This window comes from Pseudomonas sp. Irchel s3b6 (assembly GCF_900187415.1).
GTDB lineage: Bacteria > Pseudomonadota > Gammaproteobacteria > Pseudomonadales > Pseudomonadaceae > Aquipseudomonas.
Window position 1 is genome coordinate 175,541 of the sequence record NZ_FYDM01000009.1, and the last position, 16,158, is coordinate 191,698.

The following is a 16,158-nucleotide window of genomic DNA, read 5'->3' on the forward strand; positions in this document are numbered from 1 at the left end:
TCTCACACCGTAATTCGGTTCATGTAGTTACTGAACGCCTGCAAGTAGCGCGGGATCGGAATCAGGAAGGCGTCGTGGCCTTGCGGAGCGTCGATTTCTAGGTAGCAAACGTCTTTCCTGGCCGCCATCAGCGCGTCCACCAGTTCCCGCGAGCGGGCCGGGGAGAAGCGCCAGTCGGTGGTGAAGGACATCACGCAGAAGCTGGCCTTGGCCCCGGCGAAGGTTTTCGCCAGGTTATCGTCGAAGTTCGCCGCCGGATCGAAGTAATCCAGTGCCTTGGTCATCAACAGGTAGGTATTGGCGTCGAAACGCCCGGAGAACTCTTCGCCCTGATAACGCAGGTAGCTTTCGACCTGGAACTCGACACTGTGAAAGTCGTAGTTGAGCTTTTCGCTCTTGAGGCCGCGGCCGAATTTCTCGCCCATGGAGTCGTCGGACAGGTAGGTGATATGCCCGACCATCCGCGCCAGCATCAACCCGCGCTTAGGGATCACCCCGGCTTCCTGGAAGGAGCCGCCGTGGAATTCGGGGTCCGTGAGGATCGCCTGGCGCGCCACTTCGTTGAAGGCGATGTTTTGCGCCGACAATTTGGGGGCCGAGGCAATCGCCAGGCAGTGGCGGATGCGATCGGGGTAGGTGATGCTCCATTGCATCGCCTGCATGCCGCCCAGGCTGCCACCGATGACGGCAGCCCATTGCGTGATGCCGATGCGGTCCGCCAGGCGCGCCTGACTGTGGACCCAGTCTTCCACGGTCAGCACCGGGAAGTCGGCACCGAATGGCTTGCCGGTGTCCGGGTTGGTGCTGCTCGGGCCGGTGGAGCCGTTGCAGCCGCCAAGGTTGTTCAGGCTGACAACGAAGAACCTGTTGGTGTCGATCGGCTTGCCGGGGCCTATGCAGCTGTCCCACCAACCGGGCTTGCGGTCGTCAGGGCTGTGGAAACCCGCGGCGTGATGATGGCCGGACAGGGCGTGACAGATCAGCACGGCGTTGCTCGCCGTGGCGTTCAGCGTGCCGTAGGTTTCATAGATCAGGTCATAGGCTGGCAAGGAGCGGCCGCAGGCAAGGGCCAGGGGCTCACTGAAGTGCGCCACCTGGGGCGTCACCAGGCCAACGGAATCGGCGGGAAAGGCAGTTGGCATCGACCCTGCTCTCGTTGAAATGAGGCGTAAGTCTAAAGACCGCTGCCCCTGGCAGCAAGCGACGACCACTCGTTCCCACGCGCGAGCGCGGGAATCATCAGGGTGGTGTCAGCCCCGGTAAATCCGGCAGCCTCTTCGGCGAGCAGATCCGCACCCGTTTCTGCCGGTTCAGCTCCCCGCTGATCAAGCTGACCTGGCTCTTGGATACCCCAAACGCCTTGGCCAGAAACGCCATCAGGTAGGCGTTGGCCTTGCCTTCGACCGGCGGGGCGGTGAGGCGGATCTTCAGGCGATCACCATGCAGCCCGGCGAAATCATCGCTACGGGCCGCAGGTTGCAGGTGGCACTCAAGGATCAGGTCATCGCCGTCCCAGCGAAAGTAGCTCATCAGATCAGCCCGAGCAGCCCCTGCGGCATGAGGGCATAGTACGCAAGGCGTGGGATCAGCCAGCTTTGCAGCAACTGGATCACGATAAACGCGAAGATCGGCGAGATGTCGAGACCGCCCAGGTTCGGCACGAGGCGACGGAACGGGGCGAGTACCGGCTCAGTAATCTGCATGACCAGCTCTGCGCCCGGATTGTGGCTCCCCGGGGCGACCCAGGACAGAATCACACTGATGATCATCGCGTAGAACAGAATATTCAAAAACAGCGAGAAAATGGCGATCAGTGCCCAAGGCACTAAAAACAACCAGTCGATCTGGAAGCCCTTGAGCAGCAGGATGACCGCTATCAGCACCATCTGCACGATCAGCGCGAGTACAAGTGACGACATGTCGAGCCCGAACATGCTCGGGATTACCCGGCGTAGGGGCTTGAGCAGCGGTTGAGTGGCTTTCACGGCGAACTGGCAGAGCGGGTTGTAAAAATTCGCCCGAACCAATTGCAGGATGAAGCGCAACATCACGATCAACAGGTACAGGCTGCCCAAGGTTTTAATTACGAAAATGGCAGCATCATTGAGTCCAAGCATTATTGATTCCTTTGTAAGAGCTGATTAGCGACCCAGTTGTTCGGCCATTTCGGCCGAGCGGTGTGCCGCAGCATCCAGTGCGCTTTCGACCAGCGCTTCGAAACCGCCGGCCTGGAAGGTTTTGATCGCCGCTTCCGTGGTGCCCGCAGGCGAAGTCACGCGACGGCGCAGTTCGGCGGCGTCGACGTCACTGGCAACCGCCATGTGGGCGGCACCCAGCGCGGTCTGCAAGGTCAGTCGGGCGGCGGTTTCCCGTGGCAGGCCCAGTTTCTCGCCGGCCGCGGTCATGGCTTCGATCAGCAGGAAGAAATACGCCGGGCCGCTGCCGGATACGGCGGTGACCGCGTCCAGTTGCTGCTCTTCGTCGAGCCACAAGGCGATGCCGACCGCCGACAGCAGCTCTTCGGCTTGCTGGCGTTGCTCGGCGCTCACTTCGCCCGTGGCGTACAAACCACTCACGCCCTGGCGCAACAGCGCCGGGGTGTTGGGCATGCACCGCACGATCGGCTGGGCGCCGAGCCAGCGGGTCATGCTGGCGCAGGTGATCCCGGCCGCAATCGACACCACCAACTGATTCGGCGCAAGGCTTGGGCGCAGGGCTTCACACACGGCTTTCATGGCCTGGGGCTTGACCGCCAGCACCACCACGTCAGCACCCTGGACGGCGTCAGCGTTGTCGGCAAATACGTCGATGCCGTGCTCGGCATTCACCCGTGCACGGGTTTCGGCGCCGGGATCGCTGGCGCGGATCCGGGCGGCATCCAGACCTTTGGCGCGCAGGCCGCCAATCAGGCTGGCGGCCATGTTGCCGGCACCAATAAAGGCAATACGAGTCTTGCTCATGACAGGTCCTTATAGAGAGGTGAGTCAGCCACGGTCATGGCTGGCCATAATCGCGGGCACCAAACAGGGCCGTACCGATGCGGACCCAGGTAGCGCCCTGGGCAATGGCCGACTCCAGGTCGTGGCTCATGCCCATGGACAGTGTATCGAGTGGCAGATTGAGGCGTTCTTGCAGGCTTGTGTTCAGTTCGCGAACGGCGGCAAAGGCTGCGTCCTGCTCGGCGCGAGCGTCGGTTGGCTCCGGGATCGCCATCAAGCCACGCAATCTCAGACGAGGCAGGGCGCTGATGGCGCTGGCCAGCTGCGGCAAGTCGGCGGGAGTGCAGCCAGACTTGCTGGCCTCGCCGCTGACGTTGACCTGAATACAGATGTTCAGGGGCGGCAGGTCGGCAGGACGTTGTTCGGACAGGCGTTGTGCAATTTTCAAACGATCCACGGAATGCACCCAAGCGAAGTTCTCGGCGATAGCGCGCGTCTTGTTCGATTGAATGGGGCCGATGAAGTGCCAGGACAAGGGCAGGTCAGTCAAATCCTGCTGCTTGCCCAGGGCTTCCTGCAGATAATTCTCGCCAAAGTCCCGCACGCCGGCGGCGAAGGCTTCGCGCACCGCCTCGCTGGGCTTGGTCTTGCTGACGGCCAGCAGCCGGACACTGTGTTCGACGCGGTGTGCGGCCTGTTCCGCCGCGCGGATGCGCGCAGCTACCTGTGAAATATTGTCTGCTATCGTGGACATTCAAGGGACGCCGGCAGTCTGAGGTTCGCGGCATTCTACTGGAATTGAGGAGTTCAATGGATATCACGGAACTGCTGGCGTTCACTGTCAGGCAGGGCGCATCGGACTTGCATCTGTCGACCGGGTTGCCTCCGATGATCCGGGTGGATGGCGATGTGCGGCGCATCAACCTGCCGGCCCAGGATGCAAGGCAGGTCAATGAGCTGATCCGCGCCATCATGAGTCAACAGCAGCAGGCCGAGTTCGAGCAGGTGCTGGAGACCGATTTTGCCTTTGAGGCATTGGGTGTGGCGCGTTTTCGGGTCAATGCCTTCCATCAGCATCGCGGGCCCGGTGCGGTATTTCGCAGCATCCCGGCAAAAGTGCCGAGCCTGGACGAGCTTGACATGGGGGATGTGTTTCGCCGTATTGCCGAGCTGCCACGGGGATTGGTGCTGGTCACCGGGCCTACGGGGTCCGGCAAGTCGACCACCCTGGCCGCGATGATCGATCACCTGAACAGTCACCGGCATCAGCACATCCTGACCATCGAGGACCCGATCGAATTCGTCCACGAGCCGCGCAAATGCCTGATCAATCAGCGTGAGGTCCATCGTGATACCCGCAGTTTCAGTGCGGCGCTGCGCTCAGCCCTGCGTGAAGACCCGGACGTGATCCTGGTGGGCGAGATGCGTGACCCGGAAACCATTCGCCTGGCACTCACGGCTGCCGAAACCGGACACCTGGTGTTTGGCACGTTGCACACCACCTCGGCCGCCAAGACCATCGACCGGGTCGTGGATGTGTTTCCGGGCGCGGAGAAGGCCATGGTCCGCTCGATGCTCGCCGAGTCGTTGCAGGCGGTGATTTCCCAGGCGCTGATCAAGAAGGTCGGGGGTGGCCGGGTGGCGGCTCATGAAATCATGCTTGGTACCTCGGCGATCCGTAACCTGATCCGTGAAGACAAGGTGGCGCAGATGTACTCGTCGATTCAGACCAGCGGATCGTTGGGGATGCAGACCCTGGACATGGGCCTGAAGTCGCTGGTGAACAAAGGCCTGATCAGCCGCGAGCATGCGCGGGAAAAGGCGCGGTCACCGGAAGGTTTTTGAGAGGGGGGCAAACCAGTGGCGAGGGAGCAGGCTCCCTCGCCACGCTGATTCTGCGTTCAATCAGCGCTGGGCGATGCGCATGGTGTTCGGCTCTTTCGGCAGAACCCGCTTGGCAACCACGTAGTGGCTGTTCCAGTACGGTTTGTTCAAGGTGTCGATGGACACCGACTTGCCGCGACGTGGCGCATGGATGAAGCGGTCGTTGCCCAGGTAGATGGCAACGTGGTTCACCCGGCGGCTCTTGAGCTTGAAGAAAATCAGGTCGCCGGGTTTCAGGTCCTTGCGCTCGACTTTCAACCCGTGACCGCTGGCCATGGCATTGGAGGTGCGTGGCAGATCGATCTCGGCGACGTCATTGAAGGCGTATTTCACCAGGCCGCTGCAATCAAAGCCTTTACTTGGGCTGCTGCCGCCCCAACGATAAGGCGTACCGAGCACGTTCACCGCGCGGCTCAATACATCGCTGCTCTGCTTGGGCGCCATGGGCGGAACCATGTTGGCCTTGCTCAGTTGAGTCGGGCTTTTTACCGAGTGTTTGTTTTTGCTGGTAGCGGCAGAAACATGAGATTTAGGGGTGTAACCATTAACGTTCGGAAGACGTTGCTCACGATTGGTGGCGTGGGCGGCCAGTGGCAGTAATAGGCAAATGGTTAGCCATGTCTTGAAAAATGGACGCATTAGGCAGGGCTCGTATAAGTTAGCGCGCAACTTTATAACAGCTTTTTTGTCCGTTCCGAGGCCGCTGGTCGATTCAATCTGGCGGTCAAACGCGGTAAAGACGCGGCAAACTGACGCAATTGTCGGACAGAAGTCAGGTGTTACAAGGCCTGGACGGAAGTGACGGTAGCATTTGCCATGCGTCGGGCGCCTGTAAAAAAGTCACAAAGAATTCAAGAATATTTATCTATCGCGTGGTTCGAGGTCTTTATGAACACCTATCAACAGCCTGCAATGCATCAAGATACGCACAGCAAGGTCATCGGTTACCTGCTGTGGATTTTCGGATTCACCGGCGCCCATCGCTTCTATTACGGCAAGCCCGTGACCGGGACGATCTGGTTTTTCACCTTCGGCTTGCTGGGGATTGGCTGGCTGATCGACTTGTTCCTGATCCCGGCCATGGATCGCGAAGCGGATCTGCGTTTTACCGCAGGGCCGATCGAATACAACGTTGCCTGGATTCTGCTGACATTTCTCGGCGTGTTCGGTTTGCACCGGATGTATCAGGGGAAATGGATCAGCGGATTGCTGTACCTGTTGACGGGTGGTTTGTTCTTGATTGGGGTGCTGTACGACTTCTGGACGTTGAATGACCAGGTTTCGATTCGCAACGCGCAGAGTCGTTAAGCAGGTGGAGTAGGAGCGAGCGTGCTGATGGACGTTAACGATAACGCGTGTTTTCTGATTAAACGCGTTGCGCTTGAGTTCATCGCGAGCACGCTCGCTCCTACACTTTGCCCCCTCAAGCCTGGTGGCTGATCCGGCCGTCCACCAAGGTATAGCGCACCACACCCGGCAGACTGTGGCCGACAAACGGGCAGTTTTCACCCTTCGACAGCCAGTTCTCGCCCGCTACGGTAGACGCAGCAGGGTCAAACACCACCAGGTCCGCCTGAGCACCCACCGCCAGCTTGCCCGCGGGCAGGCGCAGGGCCTCGGCCGGACCGGCGCTCAAGCGGGCGAGCAGGGTCGGCAGGTCGAGCAAGCCGTCTTCCACCAGGGTCAAGGCCAGCGGCAACAGCAGCTCAACACTGCTGATGCCTGGCTCGGTCGCACCGAACGGCGCCAGCTTGGCATCACGCTCGTGGGGTTGGTGATGGCTGGAGATCGCTTGCACCACCCCGGACTTCACTGCAGCACGCAGGCCATCGCGGTCAGCGCGGGTGCGCAGCGGCGGTTGCACGTGATACAGGCTGTTGAAGTCGATCAGCGCCTCATCGGTGAGGATCAACTGATACAGCGCCACGTCGGCCGTCACCTTCAACCCTCGGGCCTGCGCCTGGGCAATCAGGGCCACACCGCGAGCGCTGGTGAGCTGGCTGAAGTGCGCACGCACGCCGGTCTGCTCCACCAGCAACAGGTCACGGGCCAGGGCCACGGTTTCAGCGGTTTCCGGAATCCCCGGCAAACCGAGGAAGCTGGCGGTCGGGCCTTCGTGAGCCAGGCCGCCTTCGGCCAGGTCATGATCCTGAGAGTGGAAGATCACCGTCAGGTCGAAGGTGGCCGCGTACTCCAGCGCCCGGCACAGGGTGCGGGTGTTGCGGAAACTGTCCAGGCCGTTGCCGAACGCCACGCAGCCGGCATCGCGCAGGGCAATGAGTTCTGCAAGCTGTTCGCCATCCAGGCCTTTGCTCAATGCGCCAATCGGGAACACCTTGGCGTTGCCGGCCTCGCGGGCGCGGTCGAGGATCAGTTCGGCCACGGCCGAGGTGTCCAGCACCGGCTTGGTCCGTGGTGGGCAGCACAGGCTGGTGACACCGCCAGCCGCCGCGGCACGGGTTTCACTGGCAATCGTGCCTTTGCGGCTGTAGCCCGGTTCACGCAGGGCGACGTTCAGGTCGACCAGGCCGGGGGCGACCACCAGGCCTTGAGCCTCGATGGTTTGAGCCGCGACGAAACCGGCAGGCGCGGCGCCAATGGCGACGATCTTGCAGGCTTCGACGTGGATATCGCTGACTTGATCCAGGCCACTGCTTGGATCGATGACGCGGGCGCCGAGAATGCTGAGCTTCACTGGGCGTTCTCCTGCTCGAATTGGCGCTGGGCAGTTTGCCCGCTCATGGCCATGGACAATACGGCCATACGAATGGCGATCCCGTAGGTCACCTGATTGAGAATCACCGAGTGCGGACCATCGGCCACCGCCGACTCAATCTCCACCCCGCGGTTGATCGGTCCCGGGTGCATGACGATGCAATCCGGTTTGGCCCCGGCCAGGCGTGCAGTGGTCAGGCCGAACAGACGGTAGAACTCGCCTTCGCTCGGTAGCAGGCCACCGGTCATGCGTTCACGCTGCAGGCGCAGCATGATCACCACGTCGACGTCTTTCAGGCCTTCGGTCATGTCGGTGTAGACCTTCACACCGTATTGCTCGATGCCGATCGGCAGCAGGGTTTTTGGCGCGATCACGCGGATGTCCGGGCAACCGAGGGTTTTCAGGGCCAGCATGTTCGAACGAGCAACCCGCGAATGCAGGATGTCGCCGACGATGGCCACCGAGAGGTTTTCGAAGCTGCCTTTGTGCCGACGGATGGTGAGCATGTCGAGCATGCCCTGGGTCGGGTGGGCGTGACGGCCGTCACCACCGTTGATGATCGCCACTTGTGGGCAGACATGCTCGGCGATGAAGTGCGCGGCGCCGGAGTCGCCGTGCCGCACGACGAACATGTCGGCGGCCATGGCTTCCAGGTTGCGCAGGGTGTCGAGCAGGGTTTCGCCCTTGCTCGCCGACGAGGTCGACACGTTCAGGGTGATCACGTCCGCCGACAGCCGCTGGGCCGCCAGTTCGAAGGTGGTACGGGTGCGGGTGGAGTTTTCGAAGAACACGTTGCATACGGTCTTGCCGCGCAGCAACGGGACCTTCTTCACCGCCCGGGCGCCGACTTCAAGGAACGAGTCGGCGGTGTCGAGGATTTCCGTCAACAGCTCACGGCGCAGGCCGTCGAGCGAGAGGAAGTGGCGCAGCTGGCCCTGATCATTGAGCTGCAGCGGGCGCTTGGTGTCTGGAGGCGTCATCGCAATGGACTCTTTAAAAGGGCGAATTAAAGGGCGAGGTCTTGCAGTTCAAGCTTGAGTTCCGGTCCCGACAGCTTGACCCGCTCATGGGGCGGCAGGGGCAGCGTGGCGCCGACAACATCCGGGCTGATGGGCAGCTCACCGGCGTCCAGGTCCAGCAGGCAGACCAGGGTGACGCTGGCCGGGCGGCCGTAATCGAAGAGTTCGTTCAGGGCGGCGCGGATGGTTCGGCCGCTCATCAGCACGTCATCGATCAGCACCAGGTGCTGGCCCTCGATCTCGAACGGCAGCTCGGACGGGCGCACTTGTGGGTGCAGGCCGTTCTGGCTGAAGTCGTCACGGTAGAAGGAAACATCCAGGGTGCCCAATGGCGAATCGCTGCCAAGCGCTTCGAGCAAGGCTTGAGCGACCCACACGCCACCGGTGCGAATACCGATGTAGCGCGGTTCGCTGATGCTGCGATGTTCAAGGTGGGCCTTGAGGTCGATCGCCATCTGGCTGATCAGTTCGGCGGGATTGGGCAGGCTCATGGTTGCTCCTTCTTGGGCCCGGGCCGGTACAGGCTGAATGTGGCCCGGGTTGTAGCTAAGAGAGACGCTTGTCGCGGCTCTTCAGGATTCGAACAATGCGGTGTTTTCGTCGAGCCAGCCTTGCAGCAGCAGCGCGGCGGCGATGGCGTCGACGGGGTTGTCGCGGTAGCTGCCTTTTTGTCCGCCGCGCGCCAGGCGTTCGCCCTTGGCTTCGAAGGTGGTCAGGCGTTCATCGTGGGTATAAAAGGGCAGGTTGTAGCGGCCATTGAGGCGGCGGGCGAATTTCTCGGCGCGTGCGCACATGTCGCTGGGCGTACCGTCCATGTTCAGCGGCAGGCCGACCACTACGGCGTCGGGTTTCCATTCCTTGATCAGGGCTTCGACCTGATTCCAGTCCGGAATGCCGTTCTGTGCCTTCAAGGTGCACAGCTCGCGGGCCTGGCCGGTAATGACCTGGCCAACGGCAACGCCGATCTGCTTGGTGCCGTAGTCAAAACCGAGGATCAGACGCAGGGCCATCAGGCGTGTCCCGCCTGGCTGATCAGCAGGCTGAGGTTGACGCCCAGGTGCTTGGCCGCCGCTTCCAGGCGCAGTTCGCTGCTGGTATTGAACAGGATGTCGGCATCGAACGGGCAGGTCAGCCAGGCATTGTCGGCCAGCTCGGCCTCCAGCTGACCGGCTTCCCAGCCTGCGTAGCCGAGGGCGATCAGGCTTTTAGCTGGGCCAACGCCGTCAGCGATGGCAAACAGCACATCCTGGGACGTCGACAACGCCAGGCCGTCGAGTTCGACGGTGGCCTGGTACGTCTGGCCGATGGGGTGCAGGACAAAACCGCGATCGGTCTGCACCGGTCCGCCGGTGAAAATCGGTACGTGCTGGCACAGTACGGAGGGTTCGATGTTCGGGCGCAATTGCTCAAGGACGTCCGCCAGGGTCAGGTCCTGTGGACGGTTGATGATCAGGCCCATGGCACCATTGGCCGTGTGCTCGACGATGTAGGTCAAGGTGTGCGCAAAGTTCGGGTCGGCCATGTGTGGCATGGCGATCAGGAAGTGATGCTTGAGGTAGCTGGGGCTGACGTTCTTCATGTGCGCTAGTGTGGCGTTGGAGGGGCAAACTGACAAGCTGGGGATGCGCAGGAAATGCCCAAATCCCGGCAATGACACCGATCCGATGTGAGGGCAGTGTTCAATTACTCGACAACCGGTCTCCACGGGCAAACTTCCACGTGCGGATGATTTCCAGTCGGTCGATGTCCGACAGATCGCCGGTAAAGGGGGCAAAGGGCGCCGCCAGGCGAACGATGCGCTGCGCCGCCTGATCGAGCAGCGGCTGGCCGGAGGACTCCAGCACCAGCACTTCGTACAGCGAGCCGTCGCGATTGATCGAAACCATCAGGCGCAGATTGCCGTAGATCTGCTTGCGGCGTGCTTCGTCCGGGTAGTTCAGGTTGCCGATGCGTTCGACTTTCTTGCGCCATTCGTCCTTATACCAGGCACCCTTGTCGCGCATGGTGGACGCGGCATTGAGGCGGTGGATGCGCGGGCGCTTGGCGTAGAGCTGTTGTTCGTTGGCCAGTTCCGCTTCCAGGCTGGCGATGTCGCTGGACAGCTGCGCGCTGTCGAACGTCGGCGTCACGACCTTGGGGGACGGAGCGGTCTTGATTTCTTCTTTTTTGGTCGGCGCCTTTTTCGGTGCGGGCGCAACCGTGGTTACCGCCGCCTTGGGAGCGGCCTCCGGCACTTGAGGCTTGGGCACGGGCGGTGGCGTGACTTTTTGCACCTTGTTGTCCTGGAAGGGCGCGACCTCGGTGGTCTTGGGAATGGCCTTTTTATCCAGGGTGCCGCTGCCTTGCTGATTCTCCTGGGCCAGGAAATCGGCTTTTTGCGGTTTGGTTTCGCTTTTGAAGGTGGCGAGGGTGATTTTCAGGGTTTTGCTGACCTGCTGGGGCTCGACCAGGGTGAAGCCAACACCGAGCAGCAAGGCCAGGTGAATCAACGCCGCGAGAAACAGGGTAAATCCAAGGCGATCGGCCGGGCGCACGCCGCGGTGGGCGAGTTCGGGGGGCAGATCGGATGGAAGGGTCATGGCGAGTGGCCTGTGTGGTTGGTTCTGTTAGTCAACTTCGGCGCCAGCGGCCCATGTCCTGCGTTGCTGTTCCTCGCCATAGCGGGCTATGACTCGTCATAGCGCCTTGGCTCTGGGCTGCGGGCATCCGAATTTGAGCTAACAAACTAACCGTACAGGCCACTAGAAAACCAACATCGCGTGTTTCACAGGCTGCGCATGATAACGCAATGTTGGTTTTAAGCTTCAAGCTTCAAGTTTCAGGCGACAAGCGTTACGCCACGCGCCTCAAGCTTGCCGCTTGTGGCTGGCAGCTTGCAGCTTCTTCTCTATGGCGGCCATCAGCATCTCGCCGATGTTGGTGCCAAACGCATTGTCGATCTCGCGAATGCAGGTCGGGCTGGTGACGTTGATTTCGGTCAGGTGCTCGCCAATCACGTCGAGGCCGACGAACAGCAAGCCCTTTTCACGCAGGGTCGGGCCGACTTGTGCGGCGATCCAGCGATCCTTGTCGCTCAGCGGGCGGGCTTCGCCACGGCCGCCAGCGGCCAGGTTGCCCCGGGTCTCGCCGGCAGCGGGAATCCGCGCCAGGCAGTAATCCACAGGCTCGCCGTCAATCATCAGGATGCGCTTGTCGCCGTCCTTGATCGCCGGCAGGTAGGCCTGGCCCATGATCTGCTGAGTGCCCATCGCGGTCAGGGTCTCAAGGATCACTGACAGGTTCGGGTCGCCCGCGCGATGACGGAAGATCGAGGTGCCGCCCATGCCATCCAGCGGCTTGAGGATCACATCGCCATGCTGGGCGGCGAATTCGCGTAGCACGTCGGCGCGACGGCTGACCACGGTCGGCGGCGTGCACTGCGGGAACAGCGTGGCGAACAGTTTTTCATTGCAGTCGCGCAGGCTCTGCGGCTTGTTGACCACCAGCACGCCCGCCCGCTCGGCTTGCTCGAGCAGGTAGGTGGAGTACACGAACTCCATGTCGAACGGCGGATCCTTGCGCATCAGGATTACGTCCAGATCGCTCAGCAGCGCATCGGTCTCGGCTTCCAGCTCAAACCATTTTTCCGGGTTGGCGAAGACTTTCAGCGGGCGCATGCGCGCGCGGGCTTCGCCTTCGCCTTGGTACAGGTCGCGCTGCTCCATGTAGAACAGCTCCCAGCCACGGGCCTGGGCCGCCAGCAGCATGGCCAGCGAACTGTCCTTCTTGTAGGCAATGTTGGCGATTGGGTCCATGACAATCCCGACGCGAACGCTCATGGGTTTTTCCTCGAAAATGGGGTGGCCCCTGATCTGGGGTAGAAAACGGGGTTCAAAATGGCATGAAAAAGTGGCGTCAGAGTGGCGCTGAGTGTGTTCCCGGTCAAGGAAAAACCACCACGCTGGCCGGCCGATAGATTGGAGTGGGAGACTGTGCTAAAAAGACTGGCATGTCGCGCTGGCCCTTGAACATCAAGGGTTTCGGACCACCGGTCACCGGCTAACGTACAAACTGATTCGCAAAGGCGATGGTAGAGCAACTATGGCACAGCATCCCAACGCCCTGAAGGTCATGGTGATCGACGATTCGAAGACGATTCGCCGCACCGCTGAAACATTGCTGCGCAATGCCGGTTGCGAGGTGATCACCGCCATTGACGGTTTCGATGCCCTGGCCAAGATTGCCGATCACCATCCCGGGATCATTTTTGTCGACATCATGATGCCTCGCCTGGATGGCTATCAGACCTGCGCTTTAATCAAGAACAACAGTGCGTTCAAATCCACGCCAGTGATTATGCTGTCGTCCAAGGACGGTTTGTTTGACAAGGCCAAGGGGCGGATTGTCGGTTCCGATCAGTTTTTGACCAAACCCTTCAGCAAGGAAGAACTGCTGAGCGCGATCCAGGCCCATGTACCGGGGTTTGCCGCCGATTTGCCGCAGTAGGACACGCACAGTGACGCTCGGCCAACGGGCCCTGCGCCGATAAAAAATGGGGAAGACCATGGCACGTATTCTGATCGTCGATGATTCGCCGACTGAAATGTACAAACTGACCGGCATGCTGGAAAAGCACGGTCACGAAGTGTTGAAAGCGGAAAATGGCGCCGACGGCGTGGCGCTGGCCCGTCAGGAAAAACCCGACGCGGTGCTGATGGACATCGTCATGCCCGGCCTCAACGGGTTCCAGGCGACCCGCCAACTGACCAAGGACCCGGAAACCGGGCACATCCCGGTGATCATCATCACCACCAAGGATCAGGAGACCGACAAGGTCTGGGGCACCCGCCAGGGCGCCAGGGATTACCTGACCAAGCCGGTGGACGAAGACACCCTGATCAAGACGCTGAACGCCGTACTGGCGGACTGACGGCTGAGCCATGGCCGAGTCGCTGACTGCCTTCGAATTGCTGCTGCAGATCGACCAACGCTGTCGCCTGCTGGCGGCTGACCTGCCGTCCCAACCCACCCGCAACCACGGCTGGAGCGGGATCGGCTTTCGTCTGGGCGAGCGCTGGTACGTGGCTCCCATGGGGGAAGTCAGCGAGGTGTTGCATGAACCACGCTTTACCCAGTTGCCCGGGGTCAAGTCGTGGGTCAAGGGCGTGGCCAACCTGCGCGGGCGCTTGTTGCCGTTGATGGACCTGTGCGGGTTCTTCGGTGAGGAGTTGTCGGCACAGCGCAAGCAGCGGCGGGTGCTGGTGGTGGAATACAACGAGGTGTTCGTCGGGTTGCTCGTCGACGAGGTGCTGGGCATGCAGCATTTCGATCAGGCCCGGTTCGAGCCGGTTTCACCGGGTACACAAGAGGGGCCGGCAGGGATGTTCATCAAAGGCCGGTTCGAGCGCGAGCAACGCTGGCAGGTCTTCAGCCCGTTCGCCCTGGCGCAGTCACCACGATTCATGGACGTGGCCCTGTGATCCGAGCGGGTGTGCTGGCAGGTTTCACAAGGGCGTGGGTCAACAGGCGAAGATCGATGATAAATCCAAACACAGGCACCTCTACCGAAGGGTCGCGCAGTCGCTCGCAAATCATTGCGCTGTTCATCGCGTTGATTGTGTTCATCGTGCTGTTGTTCGCCAACTTCGCCTACCTCAACACGCAGGCCTCCTACGACAAGCAATACATCGGCCATGCCGGCGAACTGCGGGTGCTGTCCCAGCGCATCGCCAAGAATGCCACGGAAGCCGCCGCGGGCAAGGCCGCCGCGTTCAAGCTGCTCAGTGATGCGCGCAACGACTTTGCCCGACGCTGGGGGTACTTGAAGAAAGGCGACCCGAGCACCGGCCTGCCGCCAGCGCCGGCGGCGGTACGCCCGCAAATGCGCGCCGTGCAGCTGGACTGGGAACGCCTGCTGAAGAATACCGACGCGATCCTCTCCAGCGAACAGACCGTGCTCTCGCTGCACCAGGTGGCCGCGACCCTGGCCGAAACCGTGCCGCAGTTGCAGGTCGAATACGAGAAAGTGGTCGAGATCCTTCTGCAACGCGGTGCACCGGCCGCCCAGGTGGCCATGGCCCAGCGCCAGTCGTTGCTCGCCGAACGCATCCTCGGCGCGGTCAACACGGTGCTGGCCGGCGATGAAAATGCCCAGCAGGCGGCCGATGTGTTCGGGCGCGATGCCGCGCGCTTCGGGCAGGTGCTCAATGGCATGCTCCAGGGCAACCCGGCACTCAAAGTCAGCCAGGTCGAAGACCACGATGCCCGGGCGCGCCTGACCGAAATCTCCGAACTGTTCGAGTTCGTTTCCGGCTCCGTCGATGAAATCCTCGAAACCTCACCGGAGCTGTTCAAGGTCCGGGAGTCGGCGGGCAACATTTTCAGCCTGTCGCAGACCTTGCTCGATGAAGCCTCGCACCTGGCCAGCGGCTTTGAGAACCTGGTCGGCGGGCGCTCCACCGATACCATCGGCGGCTACGTTCTTGGCCTGTTGGCCTTGATGTCGATCATCCTGATCGGCCTGGTGATGGTTCGCGAAACCAACCGCCAGTTGCGCGAAACCGCCGAGAAGAACGAGCGCAACCAGAACGCGATCATGCGCCTGCTCGACGAGATCGAAGACCTGGCCGACGGCGACCTGACGGTGACGGCCTCGGTGACCGAAGACTTCACGGGCACCATTGCCGACTCGATCAACTACTCGGTCGATCAGTTGCGCGACCTGGTGGCGACCATCAACCTGACGGCGGGCCAGGTAGCCGCCGCGGTGCAGGAAACCCAGGCCACGGCGATGCACCTGGCCCAGGCTTCGGAGCATCAGGCGCAGCAGATCAGCGAAGCCTCGACCGCGATCAACGACATGGCCCAGTCCATCGACCAAGTGTCGGCCAACGCCGCCGAGTCCTCGGCGGTGGCCGAGCGCTCGGTGGAAATTGCCAACAAGGGCAACGAGGTGGTGCATAACACCATCCACGGCATGGACAACATTCGTGAACAGATCCAGGACACGGCCAAGCGCATCAAGCGCCTGGGCGAGTCGTCCCAGGAAATCGGTGACATTGTCAGCCTGATCGACGACATCGCCGACCAGACCAACATTCTTGCGCTCAACGCGGCGATCCAGGCCTCCATGGCCGGCGATGCCGGGCGCGGTTTTGCGGTGGTGGCCGACGAAGTCCAGCGGCTGGCCGAACGCTCCTCGGCGGCCACCCGGCAGATCGAAACCCTGGTACGGGCGATTCAGGCCGATACCAACGAAGCGGTGATTTCCATGGAGCAGACCACCACCGAGGTGGTGCGTGGCGCGCGTCTGGCGCAGGATGCCGGAGTGGCCCTGGAAGAAATCGAAGGCGTTTCCAAGACCCTCGCGGCGTTGATCCAGAGTATTTCCAACGCGGCACAGCAGCAGACGACTTCGGCAGGACAGATTTCCTTGACGATGAACGTGATCCAGCAGATCACCACGCAAACGTCGTCGGGCTCCACGGCCACCGCCGAAAGCATTGGCAACCTGGCAAAAATGGCCAGTCAGTTACGGCGCTCGGTGTCCGGTTTTACCTTACCTGCGCAGCCTGCGCGCAGCACTGACAACGCCTGAACAAGGCCTGTCGGGAACGAACTT

19 protein-coding genes are annotated in these 16,158 nt (G+C 61.5%); 6 read left to right on the forward strand and 13 right to left on the reverse strand.

From position 1 onward, the window contains the following. Positions 1–2: 2 nt before the first annotated feature. From CKW07_RS16800 to CKW07_RS16820, 5 genes are all read right to left on the reverse strand, one after another. The gene (locus CKW07_RS16800; RefSeq protein ID WP_095146070.1) at positions 3–1,142 is read right to left on the reverse strand and encodes a homoserine O-acetyltransferase; all 1,140 of its coding nucleotides are present in this window, start codon (positions 1,140–1,142) and stop codon (positions 3–5) included. A gap of 97 nt (positions 1,143–1,239) precedes the next feature. Continuing rightward, positions 1,240–1,530, reverse strand: a complete 291-nt coding sequence (locus CKW07_RS16805; protein ID WP_095146071.1) for a DUF167 domain-containing protein — start codon at positions 1,528–1,530, stop codon at positions 1,240–1,242. After that, positions 1,530–2,117 (reverse strand): YggT family protein, encoded by a 588-nt coding sequence (locus CKW07_RS16810; protein ID WP_095146073.1) that lies wholly within the window; start codon positions 2,115–2,117, stop codon positions 1,530–1,532. Before CKW07_RS16810 ends, CKW07_RS16805 begins: the two co-directional genes overlap by 1 nt. A gap of 24 nt (positions 2,118–2,141) precedes the next feature. Continuing rightward, positions 2,142–2,960, reverse strand: coding sequence for a pyrroline-5-carboxylate reductase (gene proC / locus CKW07_RS16815; protein ID WP_095146075.1), 819 nt, complete (start codon positions 2,958–2,960; stop codon positions 2,142–2,144). Positions 2,961–2,994: 34 nt separating this feature from the next. Then, positions 2,995–3,693, reverse strand: a complete 699-nt coding sequence (locus tag CKW07_RS16820; RefSeq protein ID WP_095146077.1) for a YggS family pyridoxal phosphate-dependent enzyme — start codon at positions 3,691–3,693, stop codon at positions 2,995–2,997. Positions 3,694–3,749: 56 nt separating this feature from the next. Between CKW07_RS16820 and CKW07_RS16825 the strand changes: the two genes are divergently transcribed. Continuing rightward, the gene (locus CKW07_RS16825) at positions 3,750–4,784 is read left to right on the forward strand and encodes a type IV pilus twitching motility protein PilT (protein ID WP_095146078.1); all 1,035 of its coding nucleotides are present in this window, start codon (positions 3,750–3,752) and stop codon (positions 4,782–4,784) included. A 60-nt stretch (positions 4,785–4,844) separates the two neighbouring features. On the opposite strand, the gene CKW07_RS16830 is transcribed toward CKW07_RS16825, so the two are convergent. After that, entirely contained in the window at positions 4,845–5,462 is a 618-nt protein-coding gene (locus CKW07_RS16830) for a C40 family peptidase (RefSeq protein ID WP_095146080.1), read from the reverse strand. A gap of 249 nt (positions 5,463–5,711) precedes the next feature. Between CKW07_RS16830 and CKW07_RS16835 the strand changes: the two genes are divergently transcribed. After that, positions 5,712–6,131: an NINE protein gene (locus CKW07_RS16835; protein ID WP_095081518.1), complete on the forward strand. Its 420-nt coding sequence runs from the start codon at positions 5,712–5,714 to the stop codon at positions 6,129–6,131. A gap of 115 nt (positions 6,132–6,246) precedes the next feature. Here CKW07_RS16835 and CKW07_RS16840 read toward each other — a convergent pair whose 3' ends face one another. The 7 genes from CKW07_RS16840 to gshB form a co-directional block, all read right to left on the reverse strand. Continuing rightward, positions 6,247–7,518: a dihydroorotase gene (locus CKW07_RS16840; protein WP_095146082.1), complete on the reverse strand. Its 1,272-nt coding sequence runs from the start codon at positions 7,516–7,518 to the stop codon at positions 6,247–6,249. After that, positions 7,515–8,519 carry an aspartate carbamoyltransferase catalytic subunit gene (locus CKW07_RS16845; RefSeq protein ID WP_095146083.1) on the reverse strand — a complete coding sequence of 335 codons (1,005 nt, stop codon included), beginning with the start codon at positions 8,517–8,519 and terminating at the stop codon, positions 7,515–7,517. The genes CKW07_RS16840 and CKW07_RS16845 overlap by 4 nt, the downstream gene beginning before the upstream one ends. Before the next feature lie 26 nt (positions 8,520–8,545). After that, positions 8,546–9,049, reverse strand: a complete 504-nt coding sequence (gene pyrR, locus CKW07_RS16850) for a bifunctional pyr operon transcriptional regulator/uracil phosphoribosyltransferase PyrR (protein WP_095146085.1) — start codon at positions 9,047–9,049, stop codon at positions 8,546–8,548. A gap of 81 nt (positions 9,050–9,130) precedes the next feature. Further along, the gene (gene ruvX, locus CKW07_RS16855) at positions 9,131–9,568 is read right to left on the reverse strand and encodes a Holliday junction resolvase RuvX (protein WP_095146087.1); all 438 of its coding nucleotides are present in this window, start codon (positions 9,566–9,568) and stop codon (positions 9,131–9,133) included. Beyond that, entirely contained in the window at positions 9,568–10,137 is a 570-nt protein-coding gene (locus CKW07_RS16860; protein WP_095146089.1) for a YqgE/AlgH family protein, read from the reverse strand. Before CKW07_RS16860 ends, ruvX begins: the two co-directional genes overlap by 1 nt. A gap of 100 nt (positions 10,138–10,237) precedes the next feature. Continuing rightward, entirely contained in the window at positions 10,238–11,137 is a 900-nt protein-coding gene (locus CKW07_RS16865; protein WP_095146091.1) for an energy transducer TonB, read from the reverse strand. 267 nt (positions 11,138–11,404) lie between these two features. Then, entirely contained in the window at positions 11,405–12,376 is a 972-nt protein-coding gene (gene gshB, locus CKW07_RS16870; RefSeq protein WP_095146093.1) for a glutathione synthase, read from the reverse strand. 262 nt (positions 12,377–12,638) lie between these two features. On the opposite strand from gshB, the gene pilG reads away from it, so the two are divergent. From pilG to CKW07_RS16890, 4 genes are read left to right on the forward strand one after another with little or no spacing between them, the layout of a single operon-like run. After that, the gene (gene pilG / locus CKW07_RS16875; protein WP_095081507.1) at positions 12,639–13,043 is read left to right on the forward strand and encodes a twitching motility response regulator PilG; all 405 of its coding nucleotides are present in this window, start codon (positions 12,639–12,641) and stop codon (positions 13,041–13,043) included. A gap of 58 nt (positions 13,044–13,101) precedes the next feature. After that, the gene (pilH, locus tag CKW07_RS16880; RefSeq protein ID WP_095081505.1) at positions 13,102–13,467 is read left to right on the forward strand and encodes a twitching motility response regulator PilH; all 366 of its coding nucleotides are present in this window, start codon (positions 13,102–13,104) and stop codon (positions 13,465–13,467) included. Between the two features lie 10 nt (positions 13,468–13,477). Further along, positions 13,478–14,017, forward strand: coding sequence for a chemotaxis protein CheW (locus tag CKW07_RS16885; protein ID WP_095146095.1), 540 nt, complete (start codon positions 13,478–13,480; stop codon positions 14,015–14,017). 56 nt (positions 14,018–14,073) lie between these two features. Then, positions 14,074–16,134 carry a methyl-accepting chemotaxis protein gene (locus CKW07_RS16890; RefSeq protein ID WP_095146096.1) on the forward strand — a complete coding sequence of 687 codons (2,061 nt, stop codon included), beginning with the start codon at positions 14,074–14,076 and terminating at the stop codon, positions 16,132–16,134. Positions 16,135–16,158 lie beyond the last annotated feature (24 nt).

Coding starts and splice junctions, on each gene's coding strand:
- pilG (WP_095081507.1), top strand. CDS start 12,639: ATGGCACAGCATCCCAACGCCCTGAAGGTCATGGTGATCGACGATTCG.
- ruvX (WP_095146087.1), bottom strand. CDS start 9,568: ATGGCCCTGCGTCTGATCCTCGGTTTTGACTACGGCACCAAGCAGATC.
- CKW07_RS16865 (WP_095146091.1), bottom strand. CDS start 11,137: ATGACCCTTCCATCCGATCTGCCCCCCGAACTCGCCCACCGCGGCGTG.
- gshB (WP_095146093.1), bottom strand. CDS start 12,376: ATGAGCGTTCGCGTCGGGATTGTCATGGACCCAATCGCCAACATTGCC.
- proC (WP_095146075.1), bottom strand. CDS start 2,960: ATGAGCAAGACTCGTATTGCCTTTATTGGTGCCGGCAACATGGCCGCC.
- CKW07_RS16800 (WP_095146070.1), bottom strand. CDS start 1,142: ATGCCAACTGCCTTTCCCGCCGATTCCGTTGGCCTGGTGACGCCCCAG.
- CKW07_RS16820 (WP_095146077.1), bottom strand. CDS start 3,693: ATGTCCACGATAGCAGACAATATTTCACAGGTAGCTGCGCGCATCCGC.
- CKW07_RS16835 (WP_095081518.1), top strand. CDS start 5,712: ATGAACACCTATCAACAGCCTGCAATGCATCAAGATACGCACAGCAAG.
- pyrR (WP_095146085.1), bottom strand. CDS start 9,049: ATGAGCCTGCCCAATCCCGCCGAACTGATCAGCCAGATGGCGATCGAC.
- CKW07_RS16830 (WP_095146080.1), bottom strand. CDS start 5,462: ATGCGTCCATTTTTCAAGACATGGCTAACCATTTGCCTATTACTGCCA.
- CKW07_RS16860 (WP_095146089.1), bottom strand. CDS start 10,137: ATGAAGAACGTCAGCCCCAGCTACCTCAAGCATCACTTCCTGATCGCC.
- CKW07_RS16845 (WP_095146083.1), bottom strand. CDS start 8,519: ATGACGCCTCCAGACACCAAGCGCCCGCTGCAGCTCAATGATCAGGGC.
- CKW07_RS16825 (WP_095146078.1), top strand. CDS start 3,750: ATGGATATCACGGAACTGCTGGCGTTCACTGTCAGGCAGGGCGCATCG.
- CKW07_RS16890 (WP_095146096.1), top strand. CDS start 14,074: ATGATAAATCCAAACACAGGCACCTCTACCGAAGGGTCGCGCAGTCGC.
- CKW07_RS16810 (WP_095146073.1), bottom strand. CDS start 2,117: ATGCTTGGACTCAATGATGCTGCCATTTTCGTAATTAAAACCTTGGGC.
- CKW07_RS16805 (WP_095146071.1), bottom strand. CDS start 1,530: ATGAGCTACTTTCGCTGGGACGGCGATGACCTGATCCTTGAGTGCCAC.
- pilH (WP_095081505.1), top strand. CDS start 13,102: ATGGCACGTATTCTGATCGTCGATGATTCGCCGACTGAAATGTACAAA.
- CKW07_RS16885 (WP_095146095.1), top strand. CDS start 13,478: ATGGCCGAGTCGCTGACTGCCTTCGAATTGCTGCTGCAGATCGACCAA.